Here is a 25516-nt window from a genome sequence, read left to right as displayed (position 1 = left end):
GTTGCTAGGCTTATAGGTGAATGCTATGGGGTAATGGCCTGTAGTGCAGTCGTTGTATGGAAGTTAGGGGTAAAGTTTATGCAAGATCGTTCATGGATGCTCAATCCAAAAGCTATTCGCTACGCAAAGGAATGTATTCACATTGTTAAGGATGAGCTAGATATAAAGCTGACCCTCTCCCATCCTGAGTTTATGCAGATGCTACACGAGTATGTCGACTTAACAGATTCGCGACCACTGGCAGATGCTTATGCACATTTGGTCTCTATGGCGGGGGCTGGGTTTGTCGTTAAAAATCTTAAACCTAAAGCAAAGAAAAACGTGGTTGATATACCAAGGCAGAAAGCAGCTGCGGGCAGTGGCGCTCGCTCGAGTTAAGGTGCTGACGGCTAGGTTTTGTCTAGGTGGGTGGGGTTACTCTCACCTGCATGACGGCTAAGAGGTTAGTTGGCCTGTACGCGGCCAGCCTGCTAGGAACATTAGCTAGGCTGCGCTGCGATCATAGGCCTTAGATCTAAAGTTTACATCCGCTCCATCACTTCGATACCAAGCAGATCTAACCCTGTTTGTAGGGTTAGAGCCGTCGCTTTGCTCAGCATTAAACGGCTTTCACGGGTATCGGGTTCTACGTCGGGCTTTAGAATTGGGCATGCCTCGTAGAAGGTCATAAACAAGCTCGCCAAATCGTAAAGATAGGTACAGAGAATGTGCGGGAAGGCTTCTTCTGCAACCTGTTCGATCACCTCCGAAAACTGCAATGTTTTTAGTGCCAGCGCTTTTTCTTGATCCATTTTGATCAAAAGCTCTGCGTTAAAACTGTCCATTTCTAGGTTGGCTTTGCGGAAGATACTTTTAATACGGGTATAGGCGTACTGTAAATACGGGCCTGTGTTGCCCTCAAAGCTGAGCATGGTATCCCAGTTAAAGATGTAGTCGTTGGTACGAGTTTTTGAGAGATCTGCATATTTAACGGCGCCGATACCGACTTTGCGAGCGACTTCCGTCATTTCTTCTGCAGTTAAGTCTGGGTTCTTTTGGCTTACCACAACGGCCGCTCGCTCAACGGCTTCTTCTAATAAATCGGCAAGTTTTACTGTGCCGCCACTGCGTGTTTTAAAGGGTTTGCCATCGGCTCCCATCATGGTGCCGAACGGGTGATGTTCAAGGCTCATCCACTCGCTTACAAATTCTGCTTTGCGGGCAAGGGTGAATACCTGCTGCATATGTAATGACTGACGGGCATCAATAAAATACAAAACGCGATCGGCATTTAAGCTGTTTGCACGATAGCGCAGGGCCGCTAAGTCTGTGGTGGCATAGAGAAAGCCGCCGTCTTTCTTCTGCACAATAACGGGACTGGGTTCGCCATTCTTATCGGCTAGTTCTTGCAAGAATGCAACCTGAGCGCCTTCGTCTTCTACTACCAAAGACTTTTCGCGCAGGTCTGCAACAACTGGTGCTAAGTCGTCATTGTAGGCACTTTCGCCATAGACGCTTTCGGCGGTAAGGGTAACGTTTAGCTTTTTATAGATCTCTTCACTGTGCAATAGCGATACATTTTTAAATTGCTGCCACAGCTTAAGCACATTCGCGTCGCCAGATTGCAGTTTTACCACGTAATCGCGGGCGCGATTGGCAAACGCGGCATCTTCGTCAAAATGCGCTTTTGCCTTTTGGTAGAACCCCTCTAGGTCTTTTAATGCCAGCTCGGCCTGCTCGCCGTGGGTAAGTTGCGTTTCAAGCTCGGCAATCAGCATTCCGAACTGTGTACCCCAGTCGCCCACATGGTTTTGACGAATCACCTTATCGCCGGTAAATTCCAGTACGCGTGCTACGGCATCGCCAATAATGGTGGAGCGCAGGTGGCCGACATGCATTTCTTTTGCGAGGTTCGGTGATGAGTAGTCGATCACCACGGTTTGCTGCTGGGGTTTTTGGCTGACATCTAGTTGAGGTGATTCGCAGCTAGTAGCCAGCTTATTGGATAGCCATTGCTTATCTAAATGAATATTGATAAAGCCTGGCCCAGCAATCTCCACCTTTGAGGCGACGCCAGACAGGTCCAAACTATTGGCGATGGATTGCGCTAATTCTCGCGGGTTGGTTTTCATCGCCTTGGCCGCGGCCATAGCGCCGTTGGCCTGATAGTCGCCAAAACCGGCCTTTTTACTGGCGGCGAGGTGTGGGCTGTAGTCGTTTGGGATACCCACATCAGACATGGCGCTGCGAACACGATCGGCGAGAAATGTACGAATATTCATAAGTAGAGAGGTCTTGAAATTGGTGTCGCAAGGCGACGACAGATTAGCGAAGCGCGATTGTAACGGCCTAGGAGGTAGATGCAAGTAAAGGATTCCGCAAACGCGAGTGCTTCCCAATATGCTTGGCGTTGCGCTGCTACACTTAACCGAGACCAACATAAGCTGGAGATGTCAGATGCAAGAGCCTATTCAAATCAGCATTCAGGATGCCGTGATGTACCTGCGAATTTGTCGTCCCGAGCGCAAAAACGCATTGAATATGGCGATGTACAGCCGGTTGGCCGATGCTATTGAGCAAGCTAGTAGTGATGCCAGTGTCAGAGTGGTTTGCTTATTGGGAAGTGATGGCTGTTTTACTGCCGGTAATGATCTGGCCGATTTTAGCGCTCTGGAGGCGTTTGACGCGAATATGCCCACTTTGCGGTTTATGCGGGCGCTAGCCAGTTGCCCCAAGCCAGTGGTGGTAGCGGTTGAAGGCGTTGCTGTGGGTATTGGTACAACGCTTTTACTGCATTGCGACCTTGTCTATGCCGCTGCAAATGCGCGTTTTTCCATGCCGTTTGTCAATTTGGGTTTGTGTCCCGAGTATGCCTCCTCCTATCTTTTACCTCGTTTGGCGGGTTACGCGCGTGCTGCGGAATGGCTATTGTTAGGAGAAGCCTTCGATGCTGAAGAGGCACTCAGGGGGGGGCTTATTAATAGTATCGTCGATAAGCCAGAACAGAAGGCGCTAGAACAATGTCTCAAGCTGGCACTGCAACCACCTGAAGCCGTACGCCAAGCGAAAAAGTTGTTAAAGGCGGGAATTGCGTCGCCGGTAGACGAAGCGATGGAAGCCGAGTTACAACAGTTTGCCAAGGGGCTAGCGGGGCCTGAATTTAAAGAGGCCGTTAGCGCATTCTTCGCCAAGCGCTCGCCGGATTATTCACAGTTTGATTAGTGTCGCCATTCCATTCCCACCGCGGGTGTTTATATAAGGATAAAAGATGACTATTACTTTCGATTTAGCCGGTAAAACCGTATTGGTTGTTGGTGGTACCAGCGGTATTAACCGCGGTATTGCTGAGTGTTTTGCCAAACAGGGCGCTAGGGTTGCCGTTGCCAGCCGTAGCCAGGACAAGGTGGATGATACGGTTGCATCATTGCAGCAGCTGGGTGCAGAAGCGCTGGGTTTTGTTGCCGATGTGCGGGATCAGGCGGCAATCGTTGCGGGTATAGAGCTGGTGGTAGCGGAATTCGGTTGCTTAGATGTATTGGTCAGTGGTGCCGCCGGGAATTTCCCCGCCTTGGCGACTGGCATGTCGGCAAATGGCTTTAAGTCGGTGGTGGATATTGACCTGTTAGGTAGTTTCCATGTGTTGCAGGCGGCGTACCCACATTTACGCAAACCCGGTGGAAGTGTGATTAATATTTCGGCACCACAGGCGTTTTTGCCAATGATTGGTCAGTCCCACGTTTGTGCCGCGAAAGCGGGGGTCGATATGCTTACTCGCAGCTTGGCGATGGAGTGGGGGCCTGACGGCATTCGGGTGAATAGTGTTGTCCCCGGCCCGATTGCGGGCACTGAGGGCATGGCTAGGTTAGCCCCGAACCCTAAAATGCTAGAGATGGCAAGGCTGTCAGTACCGCTAAAGCGCTTAGGTACGCCGGAAGATGTCGGCCATCTGGTACTCTTTTTAGCATCGAGTCTGGCGAGTTACGTAACTGGAGCAGTAATACCGGCCGATGGCGGCTGGTCCTTGGGGGGCGCGTCTGGGTTAAGCGGTATGATGGCGGCAGCACTGATGCCCGAGTCGTCGTCTAAATGACATTCTCTATCGGTGTTGTTATGATTCGCCGCGCTTTAGGGAGCTAGCGTTACGCGGTTATCGGCTAAATTCAAACAAGAACAATTGTCGAACCTGCTGCCCGTTAGAATTTTTTAATTTATTGCTTACGTTTGCTTTTTTAAGTTGGGGATTTCAATGTCGGCACAGGTAGAAGAGCTGATTCTTAAATTTAGTTGTAGCGACCGTCCCGGCATTGTGGCCGACGTCGCCAGCCTATTTTCACTGCAAGGTTTTAATATTCGCGAGTCTTCGCAATTTGAGGATTCCACCATGCGCCGATTTTTTATGCGCACCGTGTTGGAGTCAGTTGAGGGGCCGAAGAATATTGAGGGTGTGATCTCCGCATTTCGCTCTATTGCCGAACGTTATCAAATGGATTGGCAGCTTACCGATGGCCGCGAGAAACAAAAAATTGTTATCGCTGTATCACAGTGGGGGCACTGCCTTAATACTTTATTGAATTCGTGGAAGCGTGGTTATCTGCCCGTCGATATTGTCGGTGTTATCTCCAACCATGAAGATATGCGCGGCCTATGCGAATGGTACGGTGTGGATTACCACTACTTGCCCGTTACCCCCGCGACTAAAGCGCAGCAAGAAAAACAAATTCTCGATGTGATGGAGCAGGGCAATGCCGAGTTGCTGGTGTTGGCTCGCTACATGCAAATTCTATCGGAAGACTTGTGTACCAAACTCGCCGGTAGGGCGATTAACATTCATCACTCGTTTTTGCCCGGCTTTAAAGGCGCTAAGCCTTACCACCAAGCCTATGACCGCGGCGTAAAGTTAATTGGTGCCACCGCCCATTACGTAACGGCCGACTTGGATGAAGGGCCGATCATCGAGCAGTCCGTCGAGCGGGTAACCCACGCGAACTCACCGGAAGAGCTGGTAGAGATTGGTCGCGACATAGAAGCCGTAGTACTACAGCGCGCGGTGCGTTGGCATGTTGAGCAGCGTGTGCTGCGCAACGGTCAGAAGACCGTTGTTTTTAGTCGTTAATAAATTAGCGACTATTCCGACTGATCTGATTCGTTAATCGCCATTAACAGCACCTGCAGAGGGTGCTTCACCACTTTGCCGTCTTCACGTTTAATTTGGCTGCGACAGGAATAGCCTGTTGCGACCAACTGTGATGCATGAATATTGGCGACGGGCTTGGCCCAACTCAACTGATAGATTTTTTTCGAGGTTTCCAAATTGCGCGCTTCGTGGCCGTAGGTGCCCGACATACCACAGCACCCCAAAGACAAAATATCCAGTTCAAAGCCTGACGCAACGAAGATGGTGCGCCATAAATCGCGCTCTCGAGCCGCGTGAGTCTGTTCGATACAGTGGGGCATTAAGGTATATTTTTTACCCTTTTCAACATTGCGCTGTTGTAACTGTTGCAGAGCATCGGTTTGTTCCGCCAGCCACTCCTGCATCAATTTTACCTGCGGCGCGCGATATAACCCCTCTTCGCTTTCTAGTACTTTTTTATACTCTGCACGGTAGGTGTAGGTCATCGACGGGTCGACGCCAATCAGCGCGACACCGGCGTCGCTAAAGCGATTGAGCATTTTTGCATTGTTACGCGCGGCCCTGGTAAAGCTACTTAAAAACCCGTGAACATGTAACGGCTTACCGTTTGCTTTAAATGGTGCGAGCAGAGGGTTGAAGCCCAGTTCTCGCAACAGCGTAAAAATATCGTCGATAAGTGGAGTTTCGAAGTAGCGGGTAAAAGCATCCTGCACGATGATTACCGTTCGCTGCTTGTCGGCTTCGCTCAGCTTATTTAACATTTTCACACTGGCCACCGGTGCCATTTGCTTATTCAATCCGCCGCGGGATAGCAGTGGCCCATCGACAAAGCCAACGCCTTTACGCAGTATCCATTTTACCGGCGAGGCATCCATCACAAGGTTGTAAACCAACGGTACTTTTGCGCACCAAGGTAATAAGTATTCGAGCGAGCCAACCAAGTAATCTTTTAGTGGCCGAGTGTAGCGGGTGTGATAAAGAGAAATAAATTTACTGCGAAACTCGGGCACATCGACTTTTATCGGGCATTGACTGGCGCAGGCCTTACAGGCCAAACAGGTTGCCATAGCGTCGTAGACCTGATGGGAAAAATCGGCTTCGCGGTTTTGAGTAAGGCTGTTAACGACGCGGCGCGGCCAGTTGAATAGGCGTTTAAAGGCACTGGTTTTTTGCAGTTCCTGCTCGGCATGAACATTGTGGTCTGACAGTAATTTAAGCCAAGTGCGAAACAGTGAGGCGCGGCCTTTAGGTGAATGGATACGATCACGTGTGCCTTTCCAGCTTGGGCACATAGCCTCGTTAGGGTTGTAGTTGTAGCAGGCGCCGTTGCCATTGCAGTACACCGCTTCGGGGAAGGCTTGCCAAGTTTCAACTTTTATTTCGCGATCCTGTTGGCCGCGCGTGGGCACCTCGTCAATTTTTAATAGCTGCTCGCCGTCGTCAGGCGTGGCGATTTTCCCCGGGTTCAATTGGTTGTGGGGGTCGAAGGCGGCTTTGATGCGTTGCAATTGTGGGTATAGTTCGCCAAAAAACTGTGGCGAATAAGACGAGCGCACACCTTTACCGTGTTCGCCCCAAAGAAGGCCGCCGTATTCATGGCACAGGTCCGCCACACGGTCTGAAATCTCCCACGCCATATCTTCTTGCTCTGGGTCTTTCATGTCGAGTGCGGGCCTTACGTGCAGCACACCGGCGTCGACATGACCAAACATACCGTAGTCGAGACGGTAGCCATCTAAAATTTCGCGAAATTCTAAAATGAAATCGGCGAGGTTTTCCGGTGGTACGGCGGTGTCTTCCACAAACGGGATTGGGCGAGCTTCACCGCGTGCGTTGCCAAGTAAACCAACCGCGCGTTTGCGCATAGCCCAAATACTTTTTACGGCGCTGTCTCCCCAAGCGACGGAATAACCGATGCGGCCACTTGGTGTAAAGGTGTCGGTTTCAAAGTCTGGAGTATTACCCTGATGGGCTACGGAAGACGCTAGCAGGCTGGTGAGTTGCTCTATTTGGTTATTTAGCTCGGCTTCATCGTTGCCGGTAAATTCGACCAGATTAATACCTTTAATATCTTTAGTGTCGTCGCCTTCGAAGAACTCTTCTACCTGCTGCCAAATAAAATCTTCCATGGCGAGGTTGAGCACTTTTGAATCGACGGTTTCGATTGAGGCCGGCCCAGACTTCATCAGTTCGGTTGCATCGCGCAGCGAGCTGTTAAAGTCGGCATACTTTACCAATACCAGTGCCGAGTATTTCGGAATGGGCAGTACGTTTAATTTGGCACGACTGATAAACCCTAAAGTGCCTTCGCTGCCACAGAGTATATTGTTCAGATTGATGCAGTTTTGCTGGTCGCGAATATGGGCGAGATCGTAGCCGGTAAGGCAGCGATTCAGCGGTGGAAAAATTTCGTCTATTAAAGGCTGGTGTTCGCGTTGAATACTGTCGACTAACTGATAAATACGACTACAGCGATCATCCCCCTGTGTTATAGCACCGAGCTGCTCATCGCTGATGGCGTGGGTATCGATAATGCTGCCGTCGATTAGGACTGTTTCCAGCTCGAGTACGTGATCTCGGGTTTTACCGTACAGGCAAGACCCTTGTCCCGAGGCGTCGGTATTAATCATTCCGCCGATAGTTGCGCGATTACTGGTGGAGAGGTCTGGCGCAAAAAACAGCCCGTGTGGCTTTAGGGCGGCATTCAGCTGATCTTTAACGACGCCGGTTTCAACGATCACCCAGCCTTGTTCGGCGTTAACTTCGATGATGTTGTTCATGTGACGGGAAAGGTCAACCACTATGCCATCGGTTAAGGATTGGCCGTTGGTTCCTGTGCCGCCACCGCGAGGAGTGAGCACAATCGCTTGATACTGCGCCTCGGCCGCGAGCTGCGTTAAGGTGACAAGGTCGTCGCGGTTACGAGGGCACACCACGGCTTCGGGCATTACCTGATAAATAGAGTTGTCGGTTGCCAGTGCGATACGACTACTCTGGTCAGCATGAATATCGCCATTGAAGCCTCGTTGCTCTAAGTCGGATAGAAAGTCGAGGTACGTTTGCGCTTGATCGGCAAGGAGTTTCAGCTTTGGAATCATATGAAAATGGCTCGTTACGGCATTGGCGGCTGGGTTATCGGTGAGGCCCAACAGGGGTTTAGCTGTGTAGTTGATAACCATAGCGGTATATCGGTACGGCGACTAGCTGTCAATTAGCAACTAAATATGCGTACGTAGCAACTAGATAATAGGCTTTGTACTACAGTTACTATTGTTGCAGTCATATCTGGTGGCAGGTGTCGCGCAGGGTATTTGACCCTTCTCGTATAGCTTATATAGCGAGGATGGGGATTTTAGCTGGTGTTTAAGGGAGAGTGGAAGAGAAAATGAATGATGTTGGATTGTTTAACGACAGTTTCGAACGCAACATAACCGACAATTATCAGCACTTTTTCTCGGCTTTCTATCGTTGTTTTGAAAGTAAGTCACCAGTGGTAAGTAAGATGTTTGCACAAACCTCGGAAACAAAGCGCTACGAGATGCTGGAGGATTCACTATTGATTCTAATGGACTATTCCAGCACGCGTGTTGCCTCTGAAGACTTGATCGAACTGGCGCGCTATCACAGCAAACTGGGAGTACCCGCCGACTTATTTACCCTTTGGCTAGACGCGCTTATCGAAAGCCTGCGGCAGCTAGATCCGCATTTTAATGACGAATACGCATTGGCGTGGCGGATGGTGCTTGAGCCGGGCGTGAGCTTTATGAAGGGTTATCAGTAATAAGCCACGCCTCTGTTTGTTCGGCTAATCGTTAGGGAGCAAGAACTGCGGAACTAGCCATGAACCTCTCCGCGACGCTTTCGAATGATACTTTCGAATTGAGGCTGCCAATGTAGCTCGCCAATACTCTTTGCCCGTCGTACCCACCAATGTGCTTCCGCTACGGCTTCTTGTTCGCCATTTGGGCTAATTGTTCGCTGCTGGCCGGTTGTTGAAAACGTTGTTTCCATTCCTCGTAAGGCATTCCATAGATTCGCTCGCGCGCCGTGTCGTAATCCTGTTCTACCCCTCGGGTCGTGGCTTCGGCCGAATACCATTTTGCAAGGCAGTTACGACAAAACCCCGCGAGATTCATCAGGTCAATGTTTTGTACTTCTTTGTGCGCATCTAGGTGAGCGAGAAGTTTACGGAATACTGCCGCTTCGATTTCTGTTTGCTCAGTTGGTGTCATATCGCTCTCCGGTTGGCTTCGCGGTTGAAAAGCGCAAACTATACCTGAAATAGTGGGATATCTCAGTGGGCAATGGTGGCTAGCTTTTAAACAAAGGAGCCTATTCTTTGTGGTCGCAATTGGTGCGTTCTTGAGGTTGAAAAAGATTAGCCACTGGATTTTTTGTAGCTTAATTTATTACATCTGTGGTTTTGTGGTGCGCCTGTGCTTTATATCTGTGCGCAAAGAGTGTTTTGTTCAGTGCGCTAGGGTCAAAAATGGTGTCGATTAAATTATGTGAAGTGTTTTTAAGTCTATGATAAATAACAATAAAAAGTAATTGTCAGAAAAGTTACCTGTGTTTTTATTAGTGTGGCATTGGTTTTGCTCTATCTGATTTAACAGCAAATTTTCCTTCCTCCGAGTTTGTTGTTATCTGGTGCAATCCAATTTATTACAGAGCGTAAAAATGCCTATACAAAAAAACGCAAAAACAACGGCAGCGCTAACCGGCAAAGTTTGGCTGGTGGGTGCTGGTCCCGGCGATCCTGATTTGTTAACGCTAAAAGCTTTGCGTTGTCTGCAGAATGCCGACCTCATTCTATTTGATAATCTTGTCAGCGAAGAAATTCGTGCGCTTTTCCCAAACAGCGTACCGGCTTTCTATGTTGGTAAACAGCGTTCAAATCATAGTATTGCACAGGCCGATCTGAACCAGCTATTGGTTAAAAAAGCGCGCCAAGGCAAAAACGTGGTGCGAATTAAGGGCGGTGATCCGTTCGTGTTTGGACGCGGTGGCGAAGAGCTACTAACCCTATTAAAAGCTGGCGTAGATGCGGAAGTCGTGCCGGGAATAACAGCTGCCTCTGGCTGTACAACGGCGGCCGGTATTCCGCTTACCCATCGCGGAATGTCGCAGGGCTGTACATTTGTTACCGCCCATGCAGAAAAAACGCTGGATTTAAATTGGTCGGCATTGGCTCATATTGATCACACCCTAGTGTTTTACATGGGCGTTAATCAAGCCGGTGTGATACAGCAGCAATTGCTTGCAGAAGGTATGGATGCCTCAACTCCTATTGCCATTATCGAAAATGGTTGCAGACCAAATCAGCGGGATATTACCGGCACTATTTCAGAGCTGACCCAGTTGATTACCCAACAACAAGTTCAGTCACCAGCCCTTATCGTGGTTGGTGAAGTGGTGCAGTTAGCCGCCCAATTGAATACTCAAATCCGTGTCGATCACCTAGTACAGAGTTGTGCCTAAGCGCGCCTGTTATCCAGTCTGAGGATGTATTTATGAGCAAGCAAAAAATCGTCGTTGTTGGCAACGGCATGGTAGGTCACAAGTTTATCGACAATATGATTCAGCACGAAGCTGCGGATCAATATGACGTTATTACATTTTCTGAAGAGCCACGTTTAGCATACGATCGCGTTCAACTGAGTAGCTATTTTGCTGGTGCAACAGCCGACGATTTAATGCTGACCTCTGAAGGTTACTATCAGGAAAGCGGCGTTTCCTATGTGCTGAACGATAAAGTCGTTGAGATTAAAAGTGACGAAAACAAAGTGGTTACCGCCAGTGGCCGTGAAGAAGCCTACGATAAATTAGTGTTGGCTACTGGGTCATTCCCGTTTGTTCCGCCAATTCCCGGTAAGGATCAACCACACTGTTTGGTGTATCGCACTATTGAAGATCTCGAAGACATCACCGCATCTGCAAAGCAGAGCAAGGTAGGCGTGGTTGTCGGTGGTGGTTTGCTCGGTTTGGAAGCGGCCAACGCATTACAAAATTTAGGGTTACAGGTACATGTCGTTGAGTTTGCACCCCGTCTTATGGCTGTACAGCTAGACGAAGGCGGCGGTGATCTGCTTCGTAAGAAAATATCGAGCCTGGGTGTACAGATTCACACAGAGAAAAATACTAAAGAAATTATTGATGGCGAAGAGTGTCGCTATCGTATGAATTTTGCCGACGGTTCATTCCTTGAAACCGATATGATTTTGTTCTCGGCTGGTATTCGCCCGCAAGACGAACTTGCACGTCAATTTAATATTGAAATCGGCGAGCGCGGCGGAATTGTCGTTAATAATTTTTGTGAAACCTCCGTCAAAGATATTTACGCGGTAGGCGAGTGCGCACTCTGGAATGGCCGTATTTTTGGTCTGGTTGCGCCGGGTTACACCATGGCTAAAGTAGCCGCTTCGCATATTAGCGGTGGCAGCGAAGAGTTTACCGGTGCTGATATGAGCACCAAGCTTAAGCTACTCGGTGTCGATGTTGCCAGTATTGGCGATGCACAAGGTCGTACGCCTGGCTGTTTGAGTTATGTCTATCAAGACGGCGTTGCCGATGTCTACAAGCGCATTATTGTTTCTGAAGACCGTACAAAACTGTTGGGTGCGGTATTGGTTGGTGACGTAGAAGCGTATGGCACACTTCAGCAGATGTGTGTGCTGGGTATGGATTTACCCGAATCCCCCGAAGCACTTATTTTGCCGTCTGTTGATGGTGGTGGCGGAGCCGTAATGGGTGTTGATGCGTTGCCAGATGCCGCGAGTATTTGTAGCTGTCACGATGTTAGCAAAGGCCAAATTTGTTGCGCAGTACAAGATGGCGCAATGACGATTGGCGATATTAAATCGGCGACTAAAGCGGGTACCGGTTGTGGTGGTTGTGTCGCTTTAGCTACCCAAGTGATGAATAGCGAACTGACCAAGTTAGGTGTGGAAGTGAACACCGACTTGTGTGAACACTTTGCGCACACGCGTCAGGAGCTTTATCACATTGTTCGGGTAGAAAAAATTAAGTCGTTTGACGATCTTATTGAAAAACACGGTAAAGGTTTGGGCTGTGATATTTGTAAACCAGCCGCAGCATCGATACTGGCAAGCTGTTGGAATGATTATGTTCTTAAAGATGAGCATGCGGGACTGCAGGATACCAACGATCACTTTATGGCGAACATGCAAAAGAATGGCACCTACTCGGTAGTGCCGCGCGTTGCCGGCGGTGAAATTACGCCAGACAAATTAATTGCATTGGGTCAGGTGGCAAAAACCTACAACCTCTACACCAAAATTACCGGTGGCCAGCGTATTGACCTGTTCGGTGCGCAGCAGCACGAGCTGCCGTTAATATGGAAAGAATTAATCGATGCGGGATTTGAGACTGGCCATGCATACGGCAAGTCTCTCCGTACGGTTAAATCTTGTGTTGGTAGCACGTGGTGTCGATATGGTGTGCTCGATAGTGTGGGCATGGCAATTCGACTTGAAGATCGCTACAAGGGTTTGCGCGCACCGCACAAAATTAAATTCGGTGTTTCGGGTTGTACTCGCGAGTGTGCCGAAGCGCAAAGTAAAGATGTTGGCGTGATAGCCACCGAACATGGTTGGAGCCTATACCTGTGTGGTAATGGTGGTATGAAGCCGCGCCACGCCGATTTATTTGCAACGGGCTTGGATGACGAAACGTTAATTACTTATATCGACCGTTTCTTAATGTTTTACGTGCGGACTGGCGATCGTTTACAGCGCACCTCGGTATGGATGGATAACCTCGACGGTGGTTTGGATTACCTCAAGCAGGTGGTGATCGACGATAAATTAAATGTTTGTGCTGAATTAGAATCCGAAATGGCTCAGGTGGTTGGAACTTATCAGTGTGAATGGAAAACCACAATTGAAGACCCTGAGAAACTAAAGCGCTTCCGTACCTTTGTTAACAGCGATGAAAAAGATAACACGGTTGTTTTTGTTGAAGAGCGTTCGCAAATACGTCCAGCAACGGACGAAGAGTTAGTGCGCTTTGTTGAATCCACAGAATCAGAAATGGCGTAACGGAGACGAATTATGAGCAATACAAATGATTACAGTTGGGCGTCAGTGTGTGAATCAGCCGACGTGCCGTCAATGGTCGGGGTTCGCGCCCTCCTAAATGGTGAGCAGGTGGCGATCTTCCGTATTAAAGGTCAGCTTTATGCGGTGAGCGCGATCGACCCCTTTACAAAAATGGCGGTACTTGCACGCGGTATTGTTGGCGATTTGAAAGGCAAGGTTGTGGTTGCCTCGCCAATTTATAAGCAACATTTTGTTCTTGAAGATGGCAGTTGTCTTGAAGACGAAACGGTCTCAATCAAAACCTACCCGATACGTGAGAGCAACGGGAAAATTGAACTCGCCATTGCCGAAGCTATAGCGGCTTAAATTGCCGCTAAGTAGGCTACAAGATTGAAAGCTTGGAAAGTTTAAATAGAAATCGAGCTAAATGAATTAGCGTAGTAGAGCTTCTTTTGCACCAGTTGGGCGACTTCGGTCGCCCTTTTTTATACCTAAAAATCGAGGCTGGCCTTAGCTTGATGCTCATCGATAATAAAGCTGAATGTCCAACCTTGTTTTTCGGATATTTTTTGAACCAAGGTTAGCCCTAGGCCAAAACTTCCCGATGTTAATGCTTCGGCAACATCTTGTTGTTTTGGGTTGGCGTAGCTGTAGTTGTGGTTGGTGTTGATGATTTCGACACTGTGGCTGTCGCGCGCGCTGATAGATATTTCGCCATCACAGCAATGTTGGAAGGCGTTGCGAATGACATTGTCTAGCGCAATATAAAGTAGTGTCCCCTCAATTTCCTGATCGGTAATTGCATCTAAATTCACGTTTAACGAAATTGGCAAGCCGCTGTTGAGGTTTTTGTTTTCCTCAATAATACTAATGATCATATCTTTGATATTGACTTGCTTCTTCACCGGCGGGGTATAGTTTTCAATTGCCAACCAAAGAATGGCTTCAGTTACCGATTTCATGGTATCGCCAGCGCGACGAATACGACGTAGCACTGCGTCTATATCGTCGTTGCCAACCTTGCGCTTGTGTTCCAAAACATCCATGGCGTTGCGAATAATGGCGATGGGCGTGCGTAATTCGTGGCTAGCGTTACGCAAGAACTGGCGTTCGCGTTCGTTGTGAGAGTGAATACGTTCGAGTGCGTCGTAAAGACTGTAGGCCAGCTCGCCAATTTCATCTGGGCGAATATCATCGGGTAGCTTGGGAGGCGAGCTGCTTTGGTCGAGTTGGTTAATCCAGTTATAAAGACTGCCAATGGGAGTGATAGAGCGATGAATAGTCGCCCTGAAAATAACTAGCATGGTAATAACGAGAAGGCCGCCGACGATCGCTAAAATTTTAAATTTTCGCCATATTTTACTGGCGATCTCATCGGTAACGGTGATCTCGTAGAAAATAAATAAACGTTCTGCTTGATCGGGGAGCTGCGAAATTAGTAGGTGATAGTGAGATTCAGAACCTTCATTTTTACGGAACCGATAAAGTAATCCCTCTTCGTGGTGTGGCCAAGCTTCCCAGCGCTCAGGTGGAAATAGGCCGATAATTGAGTTGGGTAGGTTTTGCTCGCCAATATAGCCTTGCAGGGTTTGGGTGTGAGGTAGCGGGGTGGTTTTATCAAGCTGGTAGGCGCTTTTAAACATCTCCGCTTCTTGCCAAACTACGCCGTGGGTTGCGTCGGTTAAGCCCCATTCGTAGATGGTGGCCAGCATCGTGGTGTAAAACGACACCAGAACAATAGAAAAAATAACGACAATTTTGCCAATACGGGCGCGCAGCGACTTGTTACAGTCGGGCTTCATGGTGATCGAATCACATTTACTGCTAGTGCATTCTGCGCTGGGTTGGCCTTCCGGTGAACTCTGGTATTCGGTTGAATGGCTAGCGTCTAGATTGGCTTTATTCATTAGCTATCGTCACGTAGCGCTATGCCGACGCCGCGCAAGGTATGGATAAGCGCGCGGTCAAAGGGTTTGTCGACCAGTTTACGCAGTGTATACATGTGCGATTTTAATGCCTCAGAATCGGGTGGGCTGTCTTTCCAGAGAACGCTTTCCAGCTCGAATCGCGACATCACCTTTGGGCTGGCTTGAATTAAGGCAACCAGTAATTTCCAGCATGCGGGTGAAAGATCGATGGTTGTTCCCGCGCGGGTGACTATGTGGTCATCGAGGTTAACTTCCAAATCGGCGACTTGTAGCTTGGAGCTGCTGGTGATTTTGCGTTTGGTTATGGCGCGTAAGCGCGCGGCTAGTTCGGGCAGGTCAAACGGTTTTACCAAATAGTCGTCAGCGCCGGCTTCGAAGCCGGAGAGCTTGTCATCGAGGGTGTCGCGTGCAGTTAGCATGATCACCGGGGCATTATTACCGTGTTCGCGCAAGGTTTTACAAAGCGACAAGCCATCCATGCCCGGCATCATAATGTCCAGAATCATTGCGTCGTAGGTGTTTTCCTTGCTCAGTTGGAGCGCGTGATCGCCGCGCTCTGCATAGTCGCAGTCGAATTCTTGCAGTTCTAGGTAGTCCAAAACACTGGCCGCGAGATCGCGGTTGTCCTCTACCAGCAAAATTAGCATTCGACACTCTCCTTTGGTGTTCCTTTAGTGTTTATACGGCTCGTCGCTTTCTTGAGCCAAGTGCACAGTATATCTCAGGGGAAAGTAGGGTTTTTACCTGCTTTTGACTGAGGTTTGTACGCCTTGTTTATTTGTTGAGCGTGTTAGTGGTTCCACGGCATGCGTGCGAGTAAAAACGCCAGACCACAGCGGTCGGTGATACCGGCGAATATTAGTCCAGCACCGACAAATCCAGACAGCGCGAGGAAACCAATGTGAAGGTTAAGGCCGAGGATAACGCCGGTTAGAACCATAAGCCCCGCCGCTATACGAACTTGGCGTTCGAGAGAAATCGCTTTTCCTTCGCCGCGAACGGTTTTACCTCCGCACTGTTTAATGGCGTTCAGACCACCTTGTAGGATTACCAGCTCAACCCCTTCGACACTGCCCAATTGACGCACGGCGGCTTCCGCTCGCATGCCGCTTTGACATAACAAATACACGGTATTTTTCTGTTGGTGGCCTTCAAGGGCTGTGTTAAGGCTATCGCGGGTTAATTTTTGTAAAGGGAGAAATATACAGTCGGGAATATGCTCGCGAGTGACTTCGCCTGGCGTGCGTATGTCTAAGATCGCAGCGGGCTCTGAGGCTGAATGGGTTAAGCCAACAAAGTCGGCGGCGCTCATATGACGAACGGACATGGATTATTCCTCGTTGGGGCAGTAAATGCTTTTTAGGGTGGTAATAATTTTTACCGCGTTCTCGCCAACTAGGCTATAAAACACGGTTTGACTTTGCTTGCGAGTGCGCACTAACCCGGCATCGCGGAGGCGAGCTAGGTGTTGAGACAATGCCGACTGGCTTAGCGGAAGGCGTTGGTTTAGCTCTCCCACCGAGAGTTCGCTGTCGCCCAGCAGGCAGCAAATCATCAAGCGACTTTCGTTGCCTAGTTCCTTAAGCAGGCCGGCGGCATCTTCCGCGTGCTCTGCGATCTGGTCAATTGTTGTCGCCATTTGGCTCTCCTGATAAACAGTCAGGCGCCAAGCTTATATTAGCAACCCCTAAATAGGCAACCATAGAGAGCAGAATATCCCGATGGCTTGATGTAGGTTCTCGGTATTTCGCCCAAAATTGAAGGGCGATCGCTATAATGGCCTTACATCAATAAAATTTGGCGAACGGGCTATACAGGCAAAACCTATGCAAACAAAAAAATTACGTTGGGGAATTATTAGCACGGCTAAGATCGCTCGCGAGAAACTTATTCCGGCGATTCAGCAGTCGGAGCATTGCGAAGTGGTAGCGGTAAGCTCGAGAGATGCGAGTCAGGCGGCGGCATTTGCCAGTGCGAATAACATTGCGCGTAGCTACGGCGATTATCACCAACTTCTGGCAGACCCAGATATAGATATTGTTTACAACCCACTACCCAACCACCTGCATGTGCCATGGACCATTCACGCACTCGAAGCGGGTAAACATGTGTTATGCGAAAAACCTATCGGTTTGGATGTGGCGGATACGGAAAAATTAATCGCTGCGGCGAAGAAGTACCCGCACTTGCGGGTAATGGAAGCCTTTATGTATCGCTTTCATCCGCAATGGGCGACCGCTAAAAAAATGTTAGAAGATGGCAAAATCGGCCATATAAATAGTATTGAAGCGGTGTTCACCTATTTTAATCGCGACCCAAAAAATGTTCGCAACATGCCAGGTATAGGTGGCGGCGGTTTGTTGGATATTGGTTGTTACTGTATTTCGGCGTGTCGCTATCTATTTGACCGCGAGCCGAATAATGTTGTCGGTAAGCTGGCCATTGATGAAGATTTTCAAGTCGACAAGCACGCCCATGGGTTGCTCGATTTCGGTGATGCTCAGGCGAGTATTTATTGCTCCACTCAGAGCGAGCCGGTACAGCGTGTTTATGTATCGGGCGAGCACGGCGGTTTACTTATTGAATATCCTTTTTATCAACCGGATGACTGCGGCGCGACCTTACGGTTTTATCATGATCGCGAAGAAGAGGTGATTGAGTTTGAGCCTACCAATCACTACACACTTCAAGTTGATGCCTTGGCGCGAGCGATTGCGACCAATAAACCTGTACCTACACCCTTATCCGATGCACTGGCAAATATGAAGGTTATTGAGGGATTGTTTACCAGTGCAGAAACTGGAAGTTGGGTGAACCCCAAGGCTTAGCTCGTAAGCTTTTAGATTTAAATTTTTTACGCGGTTAAGTTCACGGGTAAAGCCCTGTTAGCATCGAGCGATTCAGTCTAAATCGTTTGATGCTAACAGGGCTTTTTTATGTCTGAAGGGCTGGCGTGATTGTTTTATCGAGCCGAACGCTTCATTAAACGTAGTGGTAAAAGTAGCAATAACAACCAATAGAAAGCGCCGCCACTGGAAGAGCCACCGCTATCGCTGTCAGTTGAGTTGTCGGCGGTGTTGGGGACGGGAACGATATCGTTGAGCGTATCGGTGGTTGCATCGAGAACTACAACTGCATTCACGTAGATAAAATTATCCAAGGTGATTTCTACATCATTTGCGGCATCGGCATTACTGAAGTCTTGCAATGGCACTTCGGTGAAGGGGCTGACGCCGAGATTAAATCTTTCTTCAGCCGCAATCGCGTTAACCACGGTCATGCCGTCGCCGATGACCTCACCAAATACGGTATAACCACCTTCGGTGCCGTCTAATGAGCCAGAATTATTCTTTAGGTTAATAAACCATTGGCTGGTTGCACTATTAATATTGCCGCTAGATTTGGCCATACTAATTGTACCAGTAACGTTTGAGTACACAGCTTCGTTTTTGATGGCAGCTTTAGTTTCGATAGCTGTAATACCGGTCTCGATGTCGGTAATCGTAAAGCCACCGCCTTGCACGACAAAGCTCGGTACTTGTCGATGTACGATGGTATCTGCGTAGAGGCCAGCGTTTACATAGTAGAGAAAGTTGGCGACTGTAATCGGTGTACCTTCGTCATAAAGGTTAACTTCAAAGCTACCTTTGGAGGTTTGAAATTGAACGATGGTTGCCTGCACTTGGCTTGCGACAAGTGACAGGGCGAGAATTGACAGGCTTAAGATGGCTTGCAGCTTGCGGTTAGCCGCCATTTTTAGAGATGTGTTTGCGATAGTCATGGTGGAGTACTGTTCATTGGTTAGGTGGGTTGTGGGGCCAACCTTACCCTAAATTTAGATTTTATGTGTAGCAAAAATGTAGCCGAGGGTATTCTACTTTGTGGGTATCTCGATCAGTAATTCGACAGCCAGTAGCAGCCACCCCAGTGCCGCAAGCGCCTGCCAGACTCTGATTGGATTGCGTTTTAACAGCGGCATTTCCTGCGGAGATAGCCATTGAGGGTTGGGGCGTTTCAGGTCGGTCAGCCATTCGGACATGGCGTTATAGCGGTCTGCTGGGTCTATGCTTAAGGCTTTTTCAATCGCCCGGTCGAGCCAAACCGGTACCATTGGATTGTGTTTGCGCGCAGGCATGTAACGCAGAGACTGAAAACTTTTGAGCGAGCTAGCAGCGCTGTAGGACTCACCAAACGGACGTTTCTTGGTGAGCATTTCGTAGAGCACCACGGCCAGTGAAAACTGATCGGATCTTTGTCCTATGGTTCCGCCACAGCGGTATTCGGGAGCAGAATAGTCAAGTGTGCCGAGTGCCTCCTCGCGGGGTATAACCGAACCAACCTCCTGTACACCTGCAACCCAGCAACTGCCGAAATCGATAATCGTTGCGCCCTGAGCCCCGACGACGATATTGCCTGGTTTGAGATCTTGGTGGAGGGTATCTTTGCGGTGAAAAGCACGAATGCCTTTGAGCGTTTGTTCTAATAGGTCAATAGCATCGCTGATGTCGAGCGGCGCTCGCTCTTGGATTAATTTTTCTAGGGTTGGCCCCGGAATATATTCGGTTAGATAGTAGAGCGTATTGCGGCTGCTCGGCGGCGGCACCACGCGTGCAACGTGCATATTGGTAATGCGTGAGCCGATCCAAGACTCTTGTACAAAACGCTCGATATAGGCAGGGTCGTCTTCATAATTCACCGAGGGAGTCTTCATTACCAACGGTGTTCCATCTGCGGTTTTGACCAAATACACTTGGCTGCGTTCTGATTCGTGAATGATTTTTTCGACGCGCAAACCATCAATACTCATGCCGGGTTCCAGCAACGGCGGGAAGGGTAGTTTCGAGAGGACGGTTACGGTGTCGTCTTGGGAGGATGTGCCGGTTGTCTCCACGCGAACAGCTTGAATACTAATATTGTCTTGTGAGTTGTGTGCTAACGATTGCTCTGCGGCCATCTCCACAAGTGCGTCAAGATTGGTTTGGTACTCGAGTACGAGCTGTTTGAACTGCTGTTGAGGGATAGCATCATGGACACCATCGGAGGTAAGAATAAAAAGGTCACCGGCTTTAATTTCATCGGTGTGAATATCAACTTCCAGTGCGGGATCTGCGCCTAGTGCGCGGCTTAAATAGGTTGTGTCTTTATCGATACGCTGACAGTGATCGCGGGTAATTAAATCTAAGTTGTCATCGCGTAAGCGGTAGACGCGTGTGTCGCCAACGTGAAATATAAAACACTTGTCGCCTTTTAAGATCAGACTCGAAAAAGTCGTCAGCTGACCTTCGCCGCGTACGCTGTTTTGGCTCTGACCCCATAAATAATTATTGAGGGAGTGGATTACTCGCATCGCCGACTGCTGTGTTCGCCAGGTTTCGGGCGTGGCATAGTAGTCGGTTAAAAAGCCGCTGATGGCGGTCTGACTCGCTTGGCGGGCCGAAAGGCTACTGCTAACCCCGTCGGCAATTGCGATAGCTATGCCTTTAGTTGCAAGTGTGGCTAGCTGGTCTTGCGAGGGAATACGCGCGCCGATGGTATCTTGGTTTTCAGGTTTGCGGCCTTTGTCGCTGAACTGCGCAAGGCTAATGGTGAGCGCCGAATGTAGGTGTTCCATGGGTCTCTCTCGGGTAGCTTTTAAGCAATTTAATCGCGTTTGGCTTGTTAGTGTTTACCTTGCGACTAAAATCATTTTTAGACCGGATGTTGGCGAATAATTACCAGATAAAAATAAAGCAGCCTTAAGCTGCTTTATTTCAATGCGAGTGCAACTGAACTTAGGTTAATTCAATTCGCTGCACTGTACCATCATCCAAAACTTCGGTCATATGACCTTGTGGTTCTTTTAAGAACTGGACAATGCCGAAAACCACGGCCGCAGAGGCGCCGATAATCATAAAGAAGGTGCTGGCGTTTACAAAACTATAAATCGTTAGAAAACTCACCGCGCCAACATTACCGTAAGCACCGGCCATACCTGCTATTTGCCCAGTCATACGACGCTTGACCAGTGGCACCATTGCGAATACTGCACCTTCACCTGCTTGAACAAAGAAGGAGCAAAACATTACAGCCATTACCGCGAACGCGATTGGCCAACCGCTGGAAACCTGAGACAGGATAAAGTAACCCACGGCAAGGCCGGCGATAAAAATAGATAGCGACTTACGGCGGCCAACGCGATCGCTGATGTAACCGCCACCAGGGCGAGCAACAAGATTCATAAAGGCGAACGCTGCACCTAAGGCTCCGGCTTGAACAAGCGACAAGCTGGTAAAGGTTTCTAAAAAGAATGCTGGCAACATGGATACAACGGCGAGTTCGGAACCGAAGGTTACAAAATAGGCCCAATCTAAAATAGCGACTTGCTTGAATTCGTACTTGTCGTGTTCCGCGGCACCATTTTGCAACATTTCCTTGTTAACTTTGTAGATCTGCGAGAATTGGAAAATCGCAAGCGCTACTAGTAAAACATACATTGAGTTGGTTGCCGTAGCGCTTAGCAGACTAACGCCCGCTGGCGAAAGCTTCCACGCCAGTACGGCGAGAATTAAATACATGGGAACGTTCATAGCCAAATAAAAATAGAAGTCACGCTTGCTAGTAACTTCTAAGCCGCCCGATTTTTTTGGCTTAAAGTAAGTTGAGCCTTTAGGTGTGTTGCGTGCGCGCCAGTAAAAGAAAACACCGTAAACGGAAGCCATAATACCGGTAACACCGATGGCATAACGCCAGCCGTCATCGCCACCAAAGAGCAAGGCTACCGTAGGTAAACTGAACGCTGCAGCGGCGGAACCGAAGTTACCCCAGCCACCGTAAACACCTTCTGCCAAGCCAACTTGGCGGGCTGGGAACCACTCGCCGACCATGCGAATACCAATTACAAAGCCCGCACCAGCAAAGCCCATGGCGAAACGCAAAATAGCTAACTGTTCAAAGCTTTGTGCCATTGCAAAGGCGACACAAAGGAAGCCAGATATGACCAGTAGCGAGCTGTATACTATGCGCGGGCCAAATTTATCGACCAATATGCCAATAACAATTCGCGCCGGAATCGTGAGTGCCACGTTAAGTATTAAGAGCGCTTTCCACTGCGCGATCGACATATCAAAAGCGGCCATAATTAATGGCTTCATCGGTGCGTGAGCGAACCACATAACAAAGGTAAGGAAGAACGCAACCCAAGTTAGGTGCAGGGTGCGAATGCTCGGTTCTGAAAATTTAAACAGGTTAAGGTTCGTACTACTCATAACAGGTCTCGGCTAGGTTTGATCGGTTTCGATGCTTGCATGGTGCAAGCGATGTAGCGTGGTATTGAATTAGCAATAATGGGGCCACTTCATTTTTATGTTTTTAAGTGTTTGAAAATAAAGGGAAATATCTATTTTGACGCTTCGCTGCGGTCTTTTCTGTGCACCATTGGTGAACCGCGGTTGTTATGCATGGTGCAGTCTTGTCGGGGTTAAGGCGGTGATGGATTGATTTTTGATTAAATGTAGTGATTTTGTGCACCAATATGTATCTGAACGAATCGGATCTATAAATATGGTTTAACGCTCTAGCGAATGAATTGAGGTGTCGAACTCCTTATTTTGGTGCATATCTCCGCGATACTCGCTTCATTTATAGGTAAGCTATCTTGTTAGCTTTGGTCTGTTTCGGTATCAATAAGAAATGTGAGTGTGATTCGTTGAATGTCGGTAGTTCGCTCTAGATTGCTAGCGGTTCATAGCTGAATCTAGTAGAAAAAATTAACATATTAACCAGGAGGCGGAGTGAGCAATGTAGATAGACAAGCGCGCAGGGATAGACGATCAAGCTCGGTTAAACCGCGCGAAGTTGCAGAGGCTAATATCAGTCGTTCCGCGAGAGTAGGGACTGGGAGCGTAGTGGCTGGAGTAGGTGCCGGTGGCTACGGTATTCTGTCGTTACTTGCGGCGCTCGTGTTTAGTTGGGCACTGCTTGCGCCGCTTAATTTTGGTTACAGCGTTTGGCTCGACCACGGTGGCATAGGTGAAGGCATTGATCGTTTTGGTGTTAAAAATAAGTTTAAGTCAGGGTTTAGCGATACCACGCGCGCGCAGCGAATTCAATTGTTTGCCGCAATTAACCTCAGCGTACACAAAGGCGGCGATGGCTTGGCGGACATTCGCTATCAAACAAGCTCTAGCTTTGGCGAGCAACAACTATTGCGAGCCCCTGAAATTCAGCACCTAGAAGATGTTGCCAAACTATTGCAAACCTTGTTTTGGCCGGCGTTGCTAATCGTTGTGTTGTGGGGTGGGCTGTCGACTATATATCTGCGTCGACACCGGTTACCGAAACTTAAGCATCAGTTAGTGGGTGTTGGAGCGCTGCTATCGTTGTCGTTTACAGTGCTGTTTGTGGTTGGCGCCGAGCGGGTTTTTAACCAATTGCATATTTGGGTTTTCCCCGCTGGGCATCAGTGGTTTTTTTATTATCAAGAATCCTTAATGTCGACTTTAATGATGGCACCAACACTATTTGCATGGATCGCTCTGGCACTGCTTTTGGTTACGCTGATCGTATTTTTTGGTCTGCAGTGGCTAATGGCACACTGGCTTGGTAAGCATTATTTGGCAGGGAAGTATTAACGAATGCACCCTCGCGGGTGTGATGGTGATTAAGTTGACCAGTTCTTGGCGGCTAATATTAGGCTTGTGACAGCAAGCGCAAATGAAACGGCCTGCCAAAAGATGACTGGATTGCGCTCTATTAAGGGGGGGCGTGTTTTGTTTAGGAATTCTTGGCTAGGTTTGCGTAAGTCGTATAGGAACTCGCTGATTTCTTGGTAGCGTTTTTCTGGGTTTGTCCGCAAAGCCTTCTGTAGGGTGTAGTCAACCCAAGCAGGAATTTCACCTTCGTCGCTGAGTACCGTTCGATACTTTAATTTTAACTGTGCTGATCGACTGCGGCACTTTGCGACTTCTGCACCGTATGGCAGTTTGCCTGAAAGCATTTGGTAGGTCATAACCGCCAGCGAAAACAGGTCGGATCGGGCGTCGCCATTCTCACCTAAAAAATATTCCGGGGCAGTATACTGTGCTGTTCCCAAAATATGTTGATGGTTAATTGGTGAAGCAATTTCATCTATGCCTGCAACTTTGGTTGAACCGAAATCAATAATTCTAACGGTTCCGGATTTATCGATAATCACGTTGGCGGGGCGCAAATCTTGATGGAGCATTTCCAATCGGTGAAACGCCCGCAACCCTTTTGCTATCTGTTCAACAATCTCCCTTACCGACTCTAAATCAGGCTTGGGGTTGTCTAGCATCCATTGGCTGAGCGGCTGCCCTTCGATAAACTCCAGCGCGATGTAAATAAAGTTGCGCTTTCGGGTTTGAGGGCAGGGCTTAACGACGTAGGGGCTGCTAATACGTTTGGCGACCCATTCTTCCATTAGAAACTTTTCTAAATAGGCCGGTTGGTCACGTAAATCAATTGATGGGGTTTTTAAGACTACGGCATTTCCCGTTTCAATATCTTCTGCCAAGTAAACATGGCTGCGGCTGCTGCCGTGCAGTTTGCGAATAATTTTATAGCCATCAAAAATCTCGCGGGCTTCGAGTAACGGCGGAAAGGGAAGCTCGGTCAGTTTTTGCTGAACAGTGTCGGCATCTAATAGTGGTAATTGATCTATGCGAATAATCTGCGCGGTAAGGTTGTCGGTACTGCCTTTCTCGTAAGCTTTGCAAACCAATACTTTGGCTGCGAGATCTAGGTTATCGCTATGGGCTAAGATCGCAGTATTAACGTCTTCTGCATTGGTGTATTCGTAGACACCGTCGGTGGCAAGAAAAAAAATATCACCGGTTTCTACACTGAGTCGGGCGTAGTCAATTTCAATATGAGAATCCATTCCCAATGCACGGCTGAGATAGCTTTGCTGCTGCGATACCCAGAGGCGATGGTCCTTGGTAAGTTGTTCCATCGAGCCGTGGTGAACCCGATAGATTCGAGCATCGCCCAAATGAAAAAGGTGTGCGGTAGAGGATTTAATAATGATCGCGCTGAGGGTGCAAACATAGCCGCGATCTTTGTCGTAGCGATACTGGCTTTGCTGCGTTTGCGAATACAGCCACGAGTTGGTCGCCATAAGGACTTGCTGCGCCGATTTTTTTACTGACCAAGCTTCCGATGTACAGAAATAGTCCTCGAGAAAACTACTGACGGCGGCTTCGCTGGCAATTTGGCTAACCTGACTACTGCTAATGCCGTCGGCTAGCGCAATGGCGACACCTTTCGAGCTTAGCTGTGGTTCTTTTGGGATGTAGACACCGTGGAAGTCCTGATTGAGTTCCTTGCGGCCTTTATCCGAATACTGGCCAACGGCAACACGTAAATGATTTGACATAGTTTCGCTATTGCTTGGCTTGTGGAGGGGGCACATATGGCGT

At 48.7% G+C, this 25516-nt stretch carries 21 protein-coding genes; 10 read left to right on the top strand and 11 right to left on the bottom strand.

Annotation, left to right across the window (positions count from 1 at the left end; translation table 11 throughout):
- Positions 1-78: 78 nt before the first annotated feature.
- A complete protein-coding gene (locus tag IDZ20_RS12565) occupies positions 79-378 on the top strand; it encodes a hypothetical protein (RefSeq protein WP_188151780.1) in 300 nt (99 codons plus the stop codon).
- 143 nt (positions 379-521) lie between these two features.
- On the opposite strand, the gene argS is transcribed toward IDZ20_RS12565, so the two are convergent.
- Positions 522-2261, bottom strand: coding sequence for an arginine--tRNA ligase (argS, locus tag IDZ20_RS12560; protein ID WP_188151779.1), 1740 nt, complete (start codon positions 2259-2261; stop codon positions 522-524).
- Between the two features lie 175 nt (positions 2262-2436).
- Between argS and IDZ20_RS12555 the strand changes: the two genes are divergently transcribed.
- From IDZ20_RS12555 to purU, 3 genes are all read left to right on the top strand, one after another.
- Positions 2437-3201, top strand: a complete 765-nt coding sequence (locus IDZ20_RS12555; protein WP_188151778.1) for an enoyl-CoA hydratase — start codon at positions 2437-2439, stop codon at positions 3199-3201.
- Between the two features lie 46 nt (positions 3202-3247).
- The gene (locus IDZ20_RS12550; RefSeq protein ID WP_188151777.1) at positions 3248-4069 is read left to right on the top strand and encodes an SDR family oxidoreductase; all 822 of its coding nucleotides are present in this window, start codon (positions 3248-3250) and stop codon (positions 4067-4069) included.
- A gap of 156 nt (positions 4070-4225) precedes the next feature.
- Positions 4226-5092 carry a formyltetrahydrofolate deformylase gene (purU, locus tag IDZ20_RS12545; protein WP_188151776.1) on the top strand — a complete coding sequence of 289 codons (867 nt, stop codon included), beginning with the start codon at positions 4226-4228 and terminating at the stop codon, positions 5090-5092.
- 11 nt (positions 5093-5103) lie between these two features.
- Here purU and ydiJ read toward each other — a convergent pair whose 3' ends face one another.
- A complete protein-coding gene (gene ydiJ, locus IDZ20_RS12540; protein WP_188151937.1) occupies positions 5104-8211 on the bottom strand; it encodes a D-2-hydroxyglutarate dehydrogenase YdiJ in 3108 nt (1035 codons plus the stop codon).
- A 287-nt stretch (positions 8212-8498) separates the two neighbouring features.
- Between ydiJ and IDZ20_RS12535 the strand changes: the two genes are divergently transcribed.
- Positions 8499-8894: a globin gene (locus tag IDZ20_RS12535; protein ID WP_188151775.1), complete on the top strand. Its 396-nt coding sequence runs from the start codon at positions 8499-8501 to the stop codon at positions 8892-8894.
- Between the two features lie 160 nt (positions 8895-9054).
- On the opposite strand, the gene IDZ20_RS12530 is transcribed toward IDZ20_RS12535, so the two are convergent.
- Positions 9055-9345, bottom strand: coding sequence for a DUF1244 domain-containing protein (locus IDZ20_RS12530; RefSeq protein ID WP_188151774.1), 291 nt, complete (start codon positions 9343-9345; stop codon positions 9055-9057).
- A gap of 448 nt (positions 9346-9793) precedes the next feature.
- Here IDZ20_RS12530 and cobA point away from each other — a divergent pair, with 448 nt between their 5' ends.
- The 3 genes from cobA to nirD are packed head-to-tail and all read left to right on the top strand — an operon-like array spanning position 9794 to position 13539.
- Positions 9794-10594 (top strand): uroporphyrinogen-III C-methyltransferase, encoded by an 801-nt coding sequence (cobA, locus tag IDZ20_RS12525; RefSeq protein ID WP_188151773.1) that lies wholly within the window; start codon positions 9794-9796, stop codon positions 10592-10594.
- A 32-nt stretch (positions 10595-10626) separates the two neighbouring features.
- Positions 10627-13173: a nitrite reductase large subunit NirB gene (gene nirB / locus IDZ20_RS12520; protein WP_188151772.1), complete on the top strand. Its 2547-nt coding sequence runs from the start codon at positions 10627-10629 to the stop codon at positions 13171-13173.
- Positions 13174-13185: 12 nt separating this feature from the next.
- Positions 13186-13539, top strand: coding sequence for a nitrite reductase small subunit NirD (gene nirD, locus IDZ20_RS12515; RefSeq protein ID WP_188151771.1), 354 nt, complete (start codon positions 13186-13188; stop codon positions 13537-13539).
- Between the two features lie 125 nt (positions 13540-13664).
- Here the strand turns inward: nirD and IDZ20_RS12510 are convergent, their stop codons facing one another.
- The 4 genes from IDZ20_RS12510 to IDZ20_RS12495 all read right to left on the bottom strand — a co-directional run bounded on the left by IDZ20_RS12510 (position 13665) and on the right by IDZ20_RS12495 (position 16740).
- Complete coding sequence (locus tag IDZ20_RS12510) at positions 13665-15080, bottom strand: sensor histidine kinase (RefSeq protein WP_245792309.1); 1416 nt, start codon at positions 15078-15080, stop codon at positions 13665-13667.
- Positions 15080-15748 (bottom strand): response regulator transcription factor, encoded by a 669-nt coding sequence (locus IDZ20_RS12505; RefSeq protein WP_188151770.1) that lies wholly within the window; start codon positions 15746-15748, stop codon positions 15080-15082. The genes IDZ20_RS12510 and IDZ20_RS12505 overlap by 1 nt, the downstream gene beginning before the upstream one ends.
- Positions 15749-15891: 143 nt before the next feature.
- Positions 15892-16428: a rhodanese-like domain-containing protein gene (locus IDZ20_RS12500; RefSeq protein ID WP_188151769.1), complete on the bottom strand. Its 537-nt coding sequence runs from the start codon at positions 16426-16428 to the stop codon at positions 15892-15894.
- A 3-nt stretch (positions 16429-16431) separates the two neighbouring features.
- Positions 16432-16740 carry an ArsR/SmtB family transcription factor gene (locus IDZ20_RS12495; RefSeq protein ID WP_188151768.1) on the bottom strand — a complete coding sequence of 103 codons (309 nt, stop codon included), beginning with the start codon at positions 16738-16740 and terminating at the stop codon, positions 16432-16434.
- Positions 16741-16927: 187 nt separating this feature from the next.
- Here IDZ20_RS12495 and IDZ20_RS12490 point away from each other — a divergent pair, with 187 nt between their 5' ends.
- A complete protein-coding gene (locus IDZ20_RS12490) occupies positions 16928-17929 on the top strand; it encodes a Gfo/Idh/MocA family protein (protein ID WP_188151767.1) in 1002 nt (333 codons plus the stop codon).
- A 134-nt stretch (positions 17930-18063) separates the two neighbouring features.
- Here IDZ20_RS12490 and IDZ20_RS12485 read toward each other — a convergent pair whose 3' ends face one another.
- The 3 genes from IDZ20_RS12485 to IDZ20_RS12475 all read right to left on the bottom strand — a co-directional run bounded on the left by IDZ20_RS12485 (position 18064) and on the right by IDZ20_RS12475 (position 22345).
- Positions 18064-18882: a peptidylprolyl isomerase gene (locus tag IDZ20_RS12485; RefSeq protein WP_223144964.1), complete on the bottom strand. Its 819-nt coding sequence runs from the start codon at positions 18880-18882 to the stop codon at positions 18064-18066.
- A gap of 93 nt (positions 18883-18975) precedes the next feature.
- Complete coding sequence (locus IDZ20_RS12480; RefSeq protein WP_188151766.1) at positions 18976-20712, bottom strand: bifunctional protein-serine/threonine kinase/phosphatase; 1737 nt, start codon at positions 20710-20712, stop codon at positions 18976-18978.
- Positions 20713-20872: 160 nt separating this feature from the next.
- The gene (locus IDZ20_RS12475; RefSeq protein WP_188151765.1) at positions 20873-22345 is read right to left on the bottom strand and encodes a NarK family nitrate/nitrite MFS transporter; all 1473 of its coding nucleotides are present in this window, start codon (positions 22343-22345) and stop codon (positions 20873-20875) included.
- A 525-nt stretch (positions 22346-22870) separates the two neighbouring features.
- Here IDZ20_RS12475 and IDZ20_RS12470 point away from each other — a divergent pair.
- Positions 22871-23710 (top strand): lipoprotein intramolecular transacylase Lit, encoded by an 840-nt coding sequence (locus IDZ20_RS12470; protein WP_245792307.1) that lies wholly within the window; start codon positions 22871-22873, stop codon positions 23708-23710.
- A 29-nt stretch (positions 23711-23739) separates the two neighbouring features.
- Here IDZ20_RS12470 and IDZ20_RS12465 read toward each other — a convergent pair whose 3' ends face one another.
- A complete protein-coding gene (locus IDZ20_RS12465; RefSeq protein ID WP_188151764.1) occupies positions 23740-25473 on the bottom strand; it encodes a bifunctional protein-serine/threonine kinase/phosphatase in 1734 nt (577 codons plus the stop codon).
- Positions 25474-25516: the final 43 nt, after the last annotated feature.

Origin of the sequence: Teredinibacter waterburyi (assembly GCF_001922985.1) — a bacterium.
In the GTDB taxonomy this organism is placed as follows: Bacteria; Pseudomonadota; Gammaproteobacteria; order Pseudomonadales; family Cellvibrionaceae; genus Teredinibacter; species Teredinibacter waterburyi.
This window is presented reverse-complemented; position numbering and strand designations above follow the sequence as displayed.

Coding starts and splice junctions, on each gene's coding strand:
- IDZ20_RS12530 (WP_188151774.1), bottom strand. CDS start 9,345: ATGACACCAACTGAGCAAACAGAAATCGAAGCGGCAGTATTCCGTAAA.
- nirB (WP_188151772.1), top strand. CDS start 10,627: ATGAGCAAGCAAAAAATCGTCGTTGTTGGCAACGGCATGGTAGGTCAC.
- IDZ20_RS12490 (WP_188151767.1), top strand. CDS start 16,928: ATGCAAACAAAAAAATTACGTTGGGGAATTATTAGCACGGCTAAGATC.
- IDZ20_RS12535 (WP_188151775.1), top strand. CDS start 8,499: ATGAATGATGTTGGATTGTTTAACGACAGTTTCGAACGCAACATAACC.
- IDZ20_RS12565 (WP_188151780.1), top strand. CDS start 79: ATGCAAGATCGTTCATGGATGCTCAATCCAAAAGCTATTCGCTACGCA.
- nirD (WP_188151771.1), top strand. CDS start 13,186: ATGAGCAATACAAATGATTACAGTTGGGCGTCAGTGTGTGAATCAGCC.
- IDZ20_RS12555 (WP_188151778.1), top strand. CDS start 2,437: ATGCAAGAGCCTATTCAAATCAGCATTCAGGATGCCGTGATGTACCTG.
- cobA (WP_188151773.1), top strand. CDS start 9,794: ATGCCTATACAAAAAAACGCAAAAACAACGGCAGCGCTAACCGGCAAA.
- IDZ20_RS12480 (WP_188151766.1), bottom strand. CDS start 20,712: ATGGAACACCTACATTCGGCGCTCACCATTAGCCTTGCGCAGTTCAGC.
- IDZ20_RS12550 (WP_188151777.1), top strand. CDS start 3,248: ATGACTATTACTTTCGATTTAGCCGGTAAAACCGTATTGGTTGTTGGT.
- IDZ20_RS12500 (WP_188151769.1), bottom strand. CDS start 16,428: ATGTCCGTTCGTCATATGAGCGCCGCCGACTTTGTTGGCTTAACCCAT.
- IDZ20_RS12510 (WP_245792309.1), bottom strand. CDS start 15,080: ATGAATAAAGCCAATCTAGACGCTAGCCATTCAACCGAATACCAGAGT.
- IDZ20_RS12475 (WP_188151765.1), bottom strand. CDS start 22,345: ATGAGTAGTACGAACCTTAACCTGTTTAAATTTTCAGAACCGAGCATT.
- argS (WP_188151779.1), bottom strand. CDS start 2,261: ATGAATATTCGTACATTTCTCGCCGATCGTGTTCGCAGCGCCATGTCT.
- purU (WP_188151776.1), top strand. CDS start 4,226: ATGTCGGCACAGGTAGAAGAGCTGATTCTTAAATTTAGTTGTAGCGAC.
- ydiJ (WP_188151937.1), bottom strand. CDS start 8,211: ATGATTCCAAAGCTGAAACTCCTTGCCGATCAAGCGCAAACGTACCTC.
- IDZ20_RS12485 (WP_223144964.1), bottom strand. CDS start 18,882: ATGACTATCGCAAACACATCTCTAAAAATGGCGGCTAACCGCAAGCTG.
- IDZ20_RS12465 (WP_188151764.1), bottom strand. CDS start 25,473: ATGTCAAATCATTTACGTGTTGCCGTTGGCCAGTATTCGGATAAAGGC.
- IDZ20_RS12495 (WP_188151768.1), bottom strand. CDS start 16,740: ATGGCGACAACAATTGACCAGATCGCAGAGCACGCGGAAGATGCCGCC.
- IDZ20_RS12505 (WP_188151770.1), bottom strand. CDS start 15,748: ATGCTAATTTTGCTGGTAGAGGACAACCGCGATCTCGCGGCCAGTGTT.